At 66.6% G+C, this 12,910-nt stretch carries 15 protein-coding genes and 1 pseudogene; 10 read left to right on the top strand and 6 right to left on the bottom strand.

Going from position 1 to position 12,910, the window contains the following annotated elements:
* From CVM52_RS19410 to CVM52_RS27990, 3 genes are all read left to right on the top strand, one after another.
* The coding region (locus CVM52_RS19410) for a BRCT domain-containing protein (protein ID WP_306372769.1) at positions 1-341 on the top strand (341 nt) is incomplete at its 5' end.
* Complete coding sequence (recG, locus tag CVM52_RS19405) at positions 338-2,428, top strand: ATP-dependent DNA helicase RecG (RefSeq protein ID WP_100164082.1); 2,091 nt, start codon at positions 338-340, stop codon at positions 2,426-2,428. The genes CVM52_RS19410 and recG, both read left to right, overlap by 4 nt.
* Before the next feature lie 164 nt (positions 2,429-2,592).
* Positions 2,593-2,715, top strand: a complete 123-nt coding sequence (locus CVM52_RS27990) for a hypothetical protein (protein ID WP_276308649.1) — start codon at positions 2,593-2,595, stop codon at positions 2,713-2,715.
* 304 nt (positions 2,716-3,019) lie between these two features.
* On the opposite strand, the gene CVM52_RS19400 is transcribed toward CVM52_RS27990, so the two are convergent.
* Positions 3,020-3,472, bottom strand: coding sequence for an iron-sulfur cluster assembly scaffold protein (locus CVM52_RS19400; RefSeq protein WP_100164081.1), 453 nt, complete (start codon positions 3,470-3,472; stop codon positions 3,020-3,022).
* Between the two features lie 67 nt (positions 3,473-3,539).
* Between CVM52_RS19400 and hisI the strand changes: the two genes are divergently transcribed.
* Positions 3,540-3,899: a phosphoribosyl-AMP cyclohydrolase gene (hisI, locus tag CVM52_RS19395; protein ID WP_100164080.1), complete on the top strand. Its 360-nt coding sequence runs from the start codon at positions 3,540-3,542 to the stop codon at positions 3,897-3,899.
* A gap of 2 nt (positions 3,900-3,901) precedes the next feature.
* On the opposite strand, the gene gluQRS is transcribed toward hisI, so the two are convergent.
* The 4 genes and pseudogenes from gluQRS to CVM52_RS19375 all read right to left on the bottom strand — a co-directional run.
* Positions 3,902-4,795, bottom strand: a complete 894-nt coding sequence (gene gluQRS / locus CVM52_RS19390; protein WP_100164079.1) for a tRNA glutamyl-Q(34) synthetase GluQRS — start codon at positions 4,793-4,795, stop codon at positions 3,902-3,904.
* Positions 4,792-5,406: a class I SAM-dependent DNA methyltransferase gene (locus CVM52_RS19385; RefSeq protein ID WP_100164078.1), complete on the bottom strand. Its 615-nt coding sequence runs from the start codon at positions 5,404-5,406 to the stop codon at positions 4,792-4,794. Before CVM52_RS19385 ends, gluQRS begins: the two co-directional genes overlap by 4 nt.
* 22 nt (positions 5,407-5,428) lie before the next feature.
* Positions 5,429-6,784, bottom strand: coding sequence for a methylenetetrahydrofolate--tRNA-(uracil(54)-C(5))-methyltransferase (FADH(2)-oxidizing) TrmFO (trmFO, locus tag CVM52_RS19380; protein ID WP_100164084.1), 1,356 nt, complete (start codon positions 6,782-6,784; stop codon positions 5,429-5,431).
* 299 nt (positions 6,785-7,083) lie between these two features.
* Positions 7,084-7,878 (bottom strand): annotated as a pseudogene (locus tag CVM52_RS19375) (enoyl-CoA hydratase); the annotation flags it as partial.
* Positions 7,879-7,927: 49 nt separating this feature from the next.
* On the opposite strand from CVM52_RS19375, the gene CVM52_RS19370 reads away from it, so the two are divergent.
* Positions 7,928-8,350 carry a PaaI family thioesterase gene (locus CVM52_RS19370; protein ID WP_100164076.1) on the top strand — a complete coding sequence of 141 codons (423 nt, stop codon included), beginning with the start codon at positions 7,928-7,930 and terminating at the stop codon, positions 8,348-8,350.
* Positions 8,351-8,461: 111 nt separating this feature from the next.
* Here the strand turns inward: CVM52_RS19370 and CVM52_RS19365 are convergent, their stop codons facing one another.
* Positions 8,462-8,689 carry a DUF1127 domain-containing protein gene (locus CVM52_RS19365; protein WP_100164075.1) on the bottom strand — a complete coding sequence of 76 codons (228 nt, stop codon included), beginning with the start codon at positions 8,687-8,689 and terminating at the stop codon, positions 8,462-8,464.
* Between the two features lie 94 nt (positions 8,690-8,783).
* Here CVM52_RS19365 and CVM52_RS19360 point away from each other — a divergent pair, with 94 nt between their 5' ends.
* The 5 genes from CVM52_RS19360 to rfbG all read left to right on the top strand — a co-directional run.
* Positions 8,784-10,196 (top strand): aminotransferase-like domain-containing protein, encoded by a 1,413-nt coding sequence (locus CVM52_RS19360; RefSeq protein ID WP_100164074.1) that lies wholly within the window; start codon positions 8,784-8,786, stop codon positions 10,194-10,196.
* 157 nt (positions 10,197-10,353) lie between these two features.
* A complete protein-coding gene (rplM, locus tag CVM52_RS19355) occupies positions 10,354-10,812 on the top strand; it encodes a 50S ribosomal protein L13 (protein WP_100164073.1) in 459 nt (152 codons plus the stop codon).
* Between the two features lie 4 nt (positions 10,813-10,816).
* Positions 10,817-11,317 (top strand): 30S ribosomal protein S9, encoded by a 501-nt coding sequence (gene rpsI, locus CVM52_RS19350; protein WP_100164072.1) that lies wholly within the window; start codon positions 10,817-10,819, stop codon positions 11,315-11,317.
* Between the two features lie 166 nt (positions 11,318-11,483).
* Positions 11,484-12,263 (top strand): glucose-1-phosphate cytidylyltransferase, encoded by a 780-nt coding sequence (gene rfbF, locus CVM52_RS19345; protein ID WP_100164071.1) that lies wholly within the window; start codon positions 11,484-11,486, stop codon positions 12,261-12,263.
* A partial coding sequence (rfbG, locus tag CVM52_RS19340) for a CDP-glucose 4,6-dehydratase (RefSeq protein ID WP_205964994.1) occupies positions 12,260-12,910 on the top strand: 651 nt, incomplete at its 3' end. The genes rfbF and rfbG, both read left to right, overlap by 4 nt.

Below are 12,910 nucleotides of genomic sequence, written 5' to 3'. Positions count from 1 at the left end.
TGGCGCTGTCGCTGTCCGATGCGCTGGCCAACCCGGAGGAGCGCGCGGCGATCGACCGGCTGACCGCCCACCTGACCGTGGTGCCGCCCGAAGCACCGGCCGCCGCCAGCCCGGTGGCGGGCAAGACCGTGGTGTTCACCGGGACGCTGGAAAAGATGACCCGGGCCGAGGCCAAGGCGCGGGCCGAAGCGCTGGGGGCCAAGGTCTCGGGCTCGGTCAGTGCCAAGACCGACCTGCTGGTCGCCGGGCCGGGGGCCGGCTCGAAAGCCAAGAAGGCGGCGGATCTGGGCATCGAAACGCTGGACGAGGACGGCTGGCTGGCGCTGATCGGCGACGCATGAGCGGACGGCCCGAGCCGCTGTTCCCGCTGTTTGCCGGGCTGGAGACGCTGCCGGGGGTGGGTCCGAAAACCGCCCGCCTGATGGCACAGCTGGACATTGCCGCGCCACGCGACCTGCTGTTTTCGCTGCCCTATGCGGTGGTCGACCGGCGCCGCCGCGCCTCGTTGCGCGGCGCCGAACTGCCGGCGGTGCTGACCGTCGAGGTGACGGTGGGCGCGCATCGCCCGCCGCGCAGCAAGGGCGGTGCCTATCGCATCCATGTCGAGGATGCCGAAAGCGATTTCCAGCTGGTGTTCTTCCATGCCCGCGCCGATTACCTCAAACGGCTGCTGCCGGTGGGCGCCCGCCGCCTGGTGTCGGGGCGGGTCGAGCTGTTCGACGGCATGGCGCAGATGGTGCATCCCGACCATGTGGTGGCCCCGGAGGAGGCGGGGGAGATCCCGGAATTCGAACCGGTCTACCCGCTGACCCAGGGCGTCAGCCAGAAGGTGATGTTCAAGGCGGTGCGCGCGGCGCTGGAGCGGGTGCCGGCGCTGGCGGAATGGATCGACGCGGCGCAGAAACGCAAATACGCCTGGCCGGACTGGGCGGCGGCGATGGCGCAGGCCCATGCGCCCGAGGGGCTGGACGATATCTCGCCCGCCGCGCCGGCGCGGGCGCGGCTGGCCTATGACGAGCTGATGGCGCATCAACTGACCCTGGCACTGGCGCGCAAGCGCGAGCGCAAGGCGCGCGGCATCGTCAGCCGCGCCACCGGCCTCTTGCAGCGCCGGGTGATCGCGCAACTGCCCTATGACATGACCGGCGCGCAGGCCCGCGCCATCGAGGAGATCGCCGCCGACATGGCCGCGCCCGAACGGATGAACCGGCTGTTGCAGGGCGATGTCGGCGCCGGCAAGACGCTGGTCGCCTTCCTGGCGTTGCTGGTCGCGGTCGAGGCGGGCGGGCAGGGGGTGATGATGGCCCCGACCGAGATCCTGGCCCGCCAGCACCTGGAGGGGCTGCGCCCGCTGGCCGAGGAGGCCGGCGTGGTGCTGGAGCTTTTGACCGGGCGCGACAAGGGCGCCGAGCGGCGCGCCAAGCTGGCGGCGCTGGCGGCGGGCAAGATCCAGATCCTGGTGGGCACCCATGCGGTGTTCCAGGCCGATGTGACGTTCCGTGACCTGCGGCTGGCGATTGTCGACGAACAGCACCGGTTCGGCGTGCGCCAGCGCAAGGAACTGGCGGAAAAGGGGCTGGGCGCCGATGTGCTGGTGATGACGGCCACGCCGATCCCGCGCAGCCTGGCGCTGGCGCAATATGGCGATATGGATGTCTCGGTGCTGGACGAGAAACCGCCGGGGCGGCAGCCGGTGCGCACCGCCGTGGTCAGCACCGAGCGGATGGACGAGGTGGTGGGCCACCTGCGCAGCGCCATCGCCGAAGGGCGGCAATGTTACTGGGTCTGCCCGCTGGTCGATGAATCCGAGCTGACCGACTTGACCGCCGCCGAGGACCGGTTCCGCCGGTTGCGCGCGATATTGGGCGAGGCGGCGGTGGGTCTGGTGCATGGCCAGATGCCGCCGGCCGAGAAAGACGCGGCGATGGCCGATTTCATCGCCGGCCGCAGCCAGGTTCTGGTGGCGACCACGGTGATCGAGGTGGGGGTGAACGTGCCCAATGCCTCGATCATGGTGATCGAACGGGCCGAGACCTTCGGCCTGGCGCAGCTGCATCAGCTGCGCGGGCGGGTCGGGCGGGGGACCGCGGCCTCGACCTGCCTGCTGATGTACCGCCCGCCGCTGAGCGAGGGCGGGCGGCGGCGGCTGGAGGTGCTGCGCGAGACCGAAGACGGTTTCGTGATCGCCGAGACCGACCTGCAGATGCGCGGCGCGGGCGACGTGATCGGCACCGCGCAATCGGGGCTGCCGCGGTTCCGCATTGCCGACCTGGAACGCCAGGCGGGGCTGATGGCCGAGGCGCAGTCGGATGCGCGGGCGCTGCTGGCGGCTGATCCCGAACTGAGCTCGGAGCGCGGGCGCGCGGCGCGGATGCTGCTGTGGCTGATGCGGCAGGACGAGGCGATCCGGCTGATCTCGGTGGGCTGAGGCGGCCAAGGGTTTTGGAAAACCCTTGGCAAAAGTTTCCTGAAAACTTTTTGCCCCTGTGGAGAATGCCGGAATGTTCGCAAATGTTCTCAAAAAGTTCTTTACAGCGCGCAGGGAATATGAGAACAAAAGGTCAACAGAGAGAGTTGACCCGGAGTGTTCCGATGCTGAATGACCTCAAATCCGCCTTCGCCCGCAACGCAACCACCCTGCTGCCGGATGCCGTTGGCGCTGCTGCGCTGGTGGTGATGCTGGCGGTTGCGCTGCATCTGCCCGGATTGCTCTGACCGGTTTCTGCCTGCGCTCTCATGCCGGTGGCGCCGGCGCATCCTTTGCCTGATCCCGATGCGTTGCGGCCTGCCTGTCCCATCCCTTGGCCCATCCGGGCGCCCCGGACCCCACATGAGAACCGCACATACTTCCGCCGCCATCCGCCCGGGATGCGCGGCGGATTTTTTTTGGTGAACCGGGCGGCCTGTGCACCTGCGGGGCATGTATCGGCAATCGCCTGCGGAGGCGGGAGCAGTGGGCGACGGGGACAGTGGGCGATCGGGCAGTGGCGGGACGGTTTCGCGAAACAGGACCTGCGGGTCAGGCGCAGTTGGCGCGGTCGGCCTGCTCCATCGCCTCGGCGGTCGCTTCCAGCGCCAGCATGATCGAGGCGTGGCGGTTCTTGTAATCGCGCGCCGGGATCAGGACTTCCAGACCATCGAAGGGCGCATCCGGCACTGGGCCGTCCTGTTTCAGCATCGCGCGCAGCTGATCGCGGGCGGTTTCCACCTGGCTGCGGCTGGCGCCGATCACCGCGCCACCGACCACCGCGGCCGAGGCCTGGCCCAGGGCGCAGGCTTTCACGTCCTGCGCGAACTCGGCGATCTTTCCGTCCTGCACCGTCAGATCCACCGTCACCGTGGAGCCGCAAAGCGGCGAGCGTTTCTTGACCGTTGCGGCGGGCGCGTCGAGCCGGCCGAGATGCGGGATGTCGGCGGCCAGCGCGAGGATGCGCGTCGAGTAAAGCTTGATCAGATCGCTGTCGCCGGACATGGGTTTCCCTTTGCACTGGTTCCCCATACATAGGCGGGCAGGTCTTCGATGCAAAGGGGTTTGCGCCATGTCCTTCGATCCGGACACGCTGAGCTATAACGCGGCCGGGCTGATCCCGGCCATCGCGCAGGAGGCGGCTACCGGCGAAGTGCTGATGATGGCCTGGATGAACGCCGCCGCGGTGGCGCGCACGCTGGAGAGCGGCCGGGTGACCTATTGGTCGCGCTCGCGCCAGGCCTTCTGGGTCAAGGGCGAAAGTTCGGGCCATGTGCAGGAACTGGTGGAGATGCGGGTGGATTGCGACCGCGACTGCCTGCTGCTGCAGGTGCGCCAGACCGGACCGGCCTGCCATACCAACCGGCGCAGCTGTTTCTACACCGCGCTGCGCGATGGCGACGAGGTGGAGATCCTGACGCCGGAAGTCTGAGCTCAGAGGCCGACCATCCGGCGAATGTCCTGCGGCGTGGCGCCCTCGGCCCGGTAGGTGGCGATGGCGCGGGCATCGTCGCGCTTGGCCAGGCGCTTGCCGGCGTCGTCGCGGATCAGCCGGTGATGATGATAGAGCGGGAGGGGCAGGCCCAGCAGCTGTTGCAGCAGGACATGGATCTTGGTGGCCTCGAACAGGTCCTGCCCGCGCACCACATGGGTCACGCCCTGGGCGGCATCATCCACCGTGACCGACAGGTGATAAGAGGTGGCCATGTCCTTGCGGGCGACGACAAAATCGCCGACGCCGTGGATCAGATCATCAGCGGTGATGTCGATCCACCCATGAGCGCCGTCCGGCCCCTGGCCGGTTTCTTGGAACCCGGCACAGACCCGCGACGCGGGGGCCCGGGGGGGGCTCTCGGCGGCGGTTTCAATGGCGCGGGCGATGTCCAGCCGAAGCGTGCAGTTGCGCGGGCGGTCCCGGTCGTTTGCCACCTTGCGGCGGCAGGTGCCGGGATAGATCAGCCCGTCGGGCCCGAACTCGGGGGCGCCTTCCTGCGGGGCCGAGGCCGCCTGCTGGATATCGCGGCGGCTGCATGTGCAGGGATAGAGCAGCCCCATCGACCACAGCCGGTCCAGTGCCGCGTCATAGGCCGGCTGGCGGGAGGATTGCCGCATCACCGGGCGGCGCCAGCCGAGCCCCAGCCAGTGCAGGTCGTCATAGATCTGGTCTTCCCAATGCGACCGGCTTCGGCTGCGGTCGATATCCTCGATCCGCAGCAGGAACGCGCCTTGGCTGGCCTGGGCCATGTCAAAGCCCAGCAGCGCCGAATAGGCATGGCCCAGATGCAGCGGGCCGGTGGGGGAAGGGGCAAAGCGGGTTGTGAATGTCACGTCTTTGCAAGGACATAGACGTTCGACTTCACCCCGATTCCCGGCAGGTGATCGCCATATTCCTTTAACAGCAGCTTGGCCTGGCCGCTGTCGGTATAATGGGCCAGCTTGGCCTCGTGCTGCGGATCCGCCAGCGCATGATCGTTGAAGGACAGCACCAGGCGGCCACCGGTGCCCAGCCCGGCCATCAGCGTATCGAACACCGAAAGCGGCGCGGCGCCGGCGCCGATCACGCCGATGGCGGTGATCGCCGCATAGGTGCCCGGGGCATGTGACAGCGGCGCGCCGGCCTCGATCTGGGCGAGGTTGCGATAGATGCGCTTGGCGCGGGCCTGTTCCAGCATGTCGGCGCTGAGGTCGAGCCCGTCGATGGTGGTAAAGCCGGCCTGGCGCAGCGCCTGGCCCGACAGCCCGGTGCCGCAGCCGAAATCGAGGATCGGAAGGGTGGGGTCGTCCATGTGCTGCGCCAGCGCGGCGGCGCAGCGCCCCGGCGTGGCATAGCCTTCGCCGGAGACCTCGGCATCATAGCTGTCGGCCCAGTCGTCGTAGAGCTTGCGCGTGCCCTCGGCGTCGCGAGCTTCGTACACTTTGTTCAGATAGGTTTTGCTCATGAACCCAGACTATGCCCGTGGCTCAGGCGGCGTCCAGTGCCGTCTGGCCCAGCCAGCCGGTCCAGTCGGCCTTGGCGCGGTCGGTATAGGCCTTGTAACGGTCCTTGCGACCGCGCCGGCCGCCCCGCAGCCCTTCCACCGGGGGGAACAGGCCGAAATTCACGTTCATCGGCTGAAAGCTCTTTGCCTCGGCCCCGCCCGAGATGTGGGTGATCAGCGCGCCGGTGGCGGTGGTCTCCGGCGGTGTCGACAGCGGCGTGCCGCGCATCTCGGCGGCGGCCAGCCGCCCGGCCAGCAGGCCCATGGCGGCGCTTTCGACATAGCCCTCGACCCCGGTGATCTGCCCGGCAAAGCGGATATGCGGCCGCGATTTCAGCCGCATGCCGGCATCCAGCAGGGTGGGTGAGTTCAGGAACGTGTTGCGGTGGATGCCGCCCAGGCGGGCAAAGCGCGCGTTCTGGAGGCCGGGAATCATCCGGAACACCTCGGTTTGCGCGCCATACTTCATCTTGGTCTGGAAGCCGACGATATTGTACAGCGTGCCCAGCGCATTGTCGCGGCGCAGCTGCACCACGGCATGAGCCTTGCTCTCGGGGGCATGGGCATTGGTCAGGCCCACCGGTTTCATCGGCCCGTGGCGCAGGGTTTCGCGGCCGCGTTCGGCCATCACCTCGATCGGCAGGCAGCCGTCGAAATAGCCGGCCGTCTCGCCCTCGTGAAACTCGGTCTTGTCGGCGGCGAGCAGCGCGTCGATGAAGGCCTCGTACTGGGCCTTGTCCATCGGGCAGTTCAGATAGGCGGTGCGCTCGGCCTCGGTGTCGCCCTTGTCATAGCGCGACTGCATCCAGGCGATGTCCATATCGACACTGTCGAAATAGACGATGGGCGCGATGGCGTCGAAAAAGGCCAGCGCCTCGGCCCCGGTTTCGGCAGCGATGGCCTGGCCCAGCGCCGACGAGGTCAGCGGGCCGGTGGCAATGATCCAGTGGCCGTCCTCGGGCAGGGCGGTGATTTCCTCATGCGAGACCGAGATGCGCGGGTGATCCAGCAATTGCCGGGTGACCGCCTCGGCAAACGGATCGCGATCCACCGCCAGCGCGCCGCCGGCAGGCAGCCGGTGGGCATCGGCACAGGCCATGATCAAACCACCGGCCTGGCGCATCTCCCAATGCAGCAGGCCCACGGCGTTCTGTTCGTCATCATCCGAGCGGAAGGAATTGGAGCAGACCATCTCGGCCAGGTGGCCGGTCTTGTGGGCGAAGGTTTCGACCTTGGGGCGCATTTCGTGGATCACCACATTCACCCCCAGGCGGGCCGCCTGCCAGGCGGCCTCGGACCCGGCCATGCCGCCGCCGACGATATGAAGCGTGTTGTTCATGCCCGCCATGTAGGGCAGCCGATGGCGTCGGGCAATGCGAAAGGTGGCAGAATCCAAACGCCCGGCACAGCCGGGCGTTCGAGCCATTCTAGATGGCGGGATGTAATGCAGGGTCCGCCGCCGTGGATTGTCTTACCGGGGAGAGCGCCCGGCCTGGAGGGACCTTCACGTGCGGCGGTCCAAATATGCATACAGGTAAATGTCCTGCCGCAAACTTGCCATAGTCTCGCCTCGGTTGAAAGAACGGTGTTGGAAACAATCTGGCGAGGTTTCGGAAACAAGCGCGGGTTTGCCGCCAATCATTGCTGCCAATCGGGCGGGCGTTTCTCGATGAAGGCGGCGATGCCCTCGGCGGTGTCGCGATGCAGCATGTTTTCCACCATCACCGCGCCGGTATGGGCATAGGCCTGGTCCAGCGGCATCTCGATCTGGTCATAAAACGCCCGCTTGCCGATGCGCACCGCCGCGCCCAGTTTGCCGGCAACGGTCTCGGCCAGGTCGCGCGCCTCTCCCGCCAGCCGGTTGCCGGGCACGGCGCGGTTGATCAGGCCGGCGCGCGCGGCCTCGTCGGCCGAGATGAACTGGCCGGTGGTCAGCATCTCGAAGGCATGTTTGCGCGGGATGTTGCGCGACAGGGCCACCATGGGCGTGGAACAGAACAGGCCGATATTCACCCCGTTGACGCCGAAGCGGGTGTCTTCGTCGGCCACCGCCAGGTCGCAGGTCGCCACCAGCTGGCAGCCCGCCGCGGTGGCGATGCCGTGCACCTGGGCGATCACCGGCTGGGGCAGGGCGCGGATGGCCAGCATCATCTGGGTGCAGCGGTCGAACAGGTCCTTGAAATAGGCCTTGCCGCCATCCTCGGCCTGCCGGCCCTGGATCATCTGTTTCAGGTCATGCCCGGCGCAGAATGCCTTGCCCGCACCCGACAGGATCACCGCGCGGATGTGGGGCTGGGTTTTCAATGTATCGAATTCCGACTGCAGCGCGGCCAGCATCTCGTCGGACAGCGCGTTCAGCCGCTCGGGCGCGTTCATCGTCAATTGGGCGATGGCGCCCGTGTCGCTACGTTCCAGAATTGCCATCTTGTCCTCCCGCCGCGTCTTGGGCCAACACTACTGCGCAACGGCAGGGAGGGAAAGCATGGCGCTGGCACTGAACGCGGAGGAGTTGGAGGCCTTCCTGGACGAGGTGTTTCCGCAGGTCCGGGGCGATTTCGCGGTCGACCAGCTGGCGCCGGAGCGGCTGGTGATGCGGCTGAAGGTGGCCGAGCGTCACCTGCGGCCGGGCGGCACCATTTCCGGGCCGTCGATGTTCGGGCTGGCCGATTGTGCGGTCTATGCGCTGGTGCTGGCCAATATCGGGCGCGAGGCGCTGACGGTGACCACCAGCTGTTCGATCGATTTCATGCGCAAGCCCGCCGCCGGGGTCGACCTGCTGGCCGAGGCGCGGCTGCTGAAGTTGGGCCGGGTGCTGGCGGTGGCCGATGTGATGCTGCGCTCGGAAGGGCAGGAGGCGCCGGTTGCGCGCGCCTCGCTGACCTATTCGATCCCGCCACAGCGGTGACGGTGACTGTGCCGGCGCCGGCGCCGTGACCGGGCGCGGTGTTGTTCCATAAAAAAGGCCGGGGCGATGCCCCGGCCAGGTACAGGGTCCGTCAACCGGACGGGGAGCGCGTCAGCCCCGCCAGAAATACCGTTTCGATTCCTTGTGGGCCTGGGCGTAGGTGATGCCGATGTCTTTCAACAGGTGATCGTCCAGCTCGGCCAGGGCGCGGCGGCTGCGGCGGCGGAGGTCCCACTGCATGACCACACCGGCAAAACCTACCGCCAGCTTGGCCGCGACCGGCAGGCGCGGGCTGCTGCTGAGTTGAGCGAGCGTATCGGTGGTCAATGTGTGTGCCATGGGACATTCCTTTCATTGTATTGACACAAAGCAAAATCACTGCTTGAATAATTGATACAATCAGCGAAACTTCCGAGTCCAAGGAAATATTGTATTGAATACAATTTCGCGGGAAGCGCTCGCCCAAGCGGCGGGGCCGAAATACAAGGCGGTGGCCGCCACCATCCGCAAGGCCATCGCCGAGGGGCAGCTGCCTGCCGGGGCCCGTCTGCCGCCGGTGCGCGACCTGGCCTATCAGCTGGGCATCACGCCGGGTACCGTGGCGCGGGCCTATACCATCCTGACCGACGAGGGGGTTCTGGAGGCGGCGGTGGGGCGGGGCACCTTCGTGTCAAAGCCCGACAAGACCAATCTGGCGCCGATCGGGCCGATCGAAGTCGATACAATTCCGCACAGGGCCGAAGGCATGGCGGCGCCGATCAGCCTGTTTTCCCCGGCCCTTCCGAATGTCGGGCAGGCCGAACTGATCCGCGACCTGCTGACCGAGATCGCCATCGATCCGCCGTCGGGTGTGATGCATTACCCGAACCGGGCCGCCTTTCTGCCGGCGCGCGTGGCGGTGCTGCGCTGGCTGGATGGCGCGCCGCTGGGGCCGGTCGATCCATCTGACGTGGTGCTCAGCCATGGCGGGCAGAATGGGATCCTGCTGGTATTGCAGGCGCTGCTGCGCGGGCGGCGTCCGGTGGTTCTGGTCGAAGAGCTGAACTATCCCGGCTTCCGCCGCGCCGCCGAATTGCAGCGGGCCGATGTGGTGCCGGTGGCGATGGATCAATACGGGATCATTCCCGAGGCGCTGGAAGAGGCGGTGCGCGCCCATGACGCGCAGGTGCTGTGCACCTCGCCCGAGGTGCACAATCCCACCGGTATCTTCACCCCGGCGGACCGCCGCGAGGCGCTGGTGGCCGTTGCGCGGCGGTATGATCTGCATTTCCTGGAAGACGATTGTTACCGGGTCGGACGAGCGCAGGCGCCGTCCTATCGGATGCTGGCGCCCGAACGCGGCTGGTTCGTGACCTCGATTTCCAAGACCCTCACCCCGGCCCTGCGCCTGGGTTTCGCGATTGCGCCGCATGGCAAGGTGGCGGCGCTGCGCCGGGCGGCCGAACATGGCTTTTTCGGGATGTCGACGCCGATTGCCGACCTGGCGTCGAAGCTGCTGGCGCATCCCGATGTCACCGGGCTGGCCGACAAGGTGCGCGCGGTGCTCAACAGCTATATCCGCGTGGCGGTGAACCATCTGGGCATCTATGACCTGACCTGGCGCACCGACGTGCCGTTCCTGTGGCTGCAATTGCCGCCGGGCTGGCGGGCTTCGTCCTTCTGCCAGGCGGCGGAGGCGGCGGGCGTCCGCATCCGCCCGGCCGAGGAGTTTGCCTGCCGCGATGCGCGGACGCCGCATGCGGTGCGGATCGGGATCAATGCCCAGGTCAGCCCCGCCGACTTCGAGGACGCGATGATCCGGCTGCGTGATCTGCTGGCCAATCCGCCGGAGCGGATCGGGGTTTGATTGGGGTAAAATAATACCTATTTTGTAAGTACTTGATTCGCATTGATAAATTCGGACTAACGTCGCTTGACGTAATGCCTGCCGCACCTTAAACCCCGTCCATCAAATTCCGGCGCGGGGACAGTCCCGCGCCTTTCACGTCAGACGGGACTGAACCATGAAAACCTTTTCTGCGACTCCGGCAGAGATCGACAAGAAGTGGATCGTGATCGACGCGGAAGGCGTCGTTCTGGGCCGCCTCGCTTCGATCGTCGCCATGCGCCTGCGTGGCAAGCACAAGGCAACCTTCACGCCGCATATGGATATGGGTGACAATGTCATCGTCATCAACGCCGACAAGGTGCAGATGACCGGCAAGAAGCGCGAAGAAAACTTCTATTGGCACACCGGCTATCCGGGCGGGATCAAATCGCGCACCAAGCAGCAGATCCTCGACGGTGCCCACCCCGAGCGCGTGGTGGTGCAGGCGGTCAAGCGCATGCTGCCGGGCAACCGGCTGAGCCGCAAGCAAATGACTAACCTGCGCGTCTATGCCGGCGGCGAGCACCCGCACGAGGCGCAAAGCCCTGAAGTTCTGGACGTCAAGTCCATGAACAAGAAGAACACCCGGAGCTGAATGAATGGCTGACCAGATCAATTCCCTCGAAGACCTCAAGGATGCCGTGACCGAGAATGTCGGCGGCGCCCTGGGGACCGAAACCGAAATCTCCCCGCGTGAACCCGTGCGCGACGAGCTGGGCCGCGCCTATGCCACCGGCAAGCGGAAAGACGCGGTCGCCCGCGTCTGGATCAAGCCGGGCTCGGGCAAGGTTGTGGTGAACGACAAGGACATCAACGCCTATTTCGCCCGCCCCGTGCTGCAGATGATCCTGCGCCAGCCCTTCACCGTGGCCGGTGTCGAGGACCAGTTCGACGTGCACGCCACCGTCAAGGGCGGTGGCCTGTCGGGCCAGGCCGGCGCGGTTAAGCACGGCATCTCGAAGGCGCTGCAGCTCTATGATCCCAGCCTGCGCTCGGCGCTCAAGGCCGCCGGCTTCCTGACCCGCGACAGCCGCGTGGTGGAACGGAAGAAATACGGCCGGGCCAAGGCGCGCAAGAGCTTCCAGTTCTCCAAGCGTTAAGCTCCTATCCGACGACCGGATTGCAGAAAGGGCCGCCCCCCGGGGTGGCCCTTTTTCGTCGCCTGGCGGCGGGCGGTCTTTCGCGCGCGTCTTCCGTTCGCTTGTGGCAGCGCCCGGTTGCGTGTTACCAGAACCGTCAACAACCGCAGGAAGATCGGGGCAGAGAGTGAAGGCAGTCATCCTCGCCGGGGGGTTTGGCACCCGGATCAGCGAAGAATCCCATCTGCGACCCAAGCCGATGATCGAAATCGGCGGCCGCCCGTTGCTGTGGCATATCATGAAGATCTATGGCCATCACGGCATCACCGACTTTGTCGTGTGCTGCGGCTATAAGGGCTACATGATCAAGGAATATTTCGCCAATTACTTCCTGCACATGTCCGACGTGACCATCGATCTGTCGACCAACGGCATGGAGGTGCACAACCAGAGCGCCGAGCCCTGGAAGATCACCCTGGTCGATACCGGCGAGATGACCCAAACCGGCGGGCGCATCCGCCGCATCCGCAATTATATCGACGGTCCCTTCTGCCTGACCTATGGCGACGGGGTCAGCGATGTGAATATCTCGGCGCTGGTCGATTTCCACCGCGCCGAGGGCTGCGAGGCGACGCTGACCGCGATCCTGCCCGCCGGCCGGTTTGGCGCGCTGGGGATCGAGGGTAATCGGGTGACCCGGTTCCAGGAAAAGCCCAAGGGCGATAACCGCTGGATCAATGGCGGTTTCATGGTCTGCGAACCGGCGGTGTTCGACCGGCTGGAAAATGACGAGACGGTGTTCGAGCGCGACCCGCTGGAGGGGCTGGCCCGCGACCGGCAGCTGGCGCTGTGGAAACATGACGGGTTCTGGATGGCGATGGACACGCTGCGCGACAAGAACCAGTTGGAAGAGATGTGGGCCTCTGGCAAGGCGCCGTGGCGGGTGTGGGAGCCGCTGCGCGGATGAGTTTCTGGTCCGGCAAACGGGTATTGGTGACCGGCCATACCGGGTTCAAGGGCAGTTGGCTGTCGCTGTGGCTGACCCGGCTGGGCGCCGAGGTGGCGGGGCTGGCGCTGGCGCCCGATACCGAGCCGGCGCTGTTCGACCAGCTGGGGCTGGCGGATCGGCTGAACCATCGGATCGGCGATATCCGCGAGGCCGCCACCGTCGCCGAACGGGTGGCGCAGGTGCAGCCGGATGTCGTGTTTCACCTGGCGGCGCAGCCGCTGGTGCTGGCCTCCTACGACGATCCGCTGCTGACCTGGGACACCAATGTCATGGGCACCGCCCATGTGCTGCAGGCACTACGAGATCTGTCCCGGCCCTGCGCGGCGGTGATGATCACCACCGACAAGGTCTATGAAAACCGCGAATGGGTGCATCCCTATCGCGAGGAAGACCGGCTGGGCGGGCATGACCCTTACAGCGCCTCAAAGGCGGGCAGCGAACTGGTGATCGCCAGCTGGCGCAAATCGTTCCTTGCCGGTCATCCGGTGCGCGTGGTCTCGGCGCGGGCGGGCAATGTGATCGGCGGCGGCGACTGGGCGGCCAACCGGATCCTGCCGGATCTGGCCCGTGCGCTGGGGCAGGGCGCGGCCCTGCGCCTGCGCAAC

It is taken from the genome of Pseudooceanicola lipolyticus (assembly GCF_002786325.1).
GTDB lineage: Bacteria > Pseudomonadota > Alphaproteobacteria > Rhodobacterales > Rhodobacteraceae > Pseudooceanicola_C > Pseudooceanicola_C lipolyticus.
Note: the sequence above shows the minus strand (reverse complement) of the source record. Positions and strands in the feature narration are given on the sequence as shown.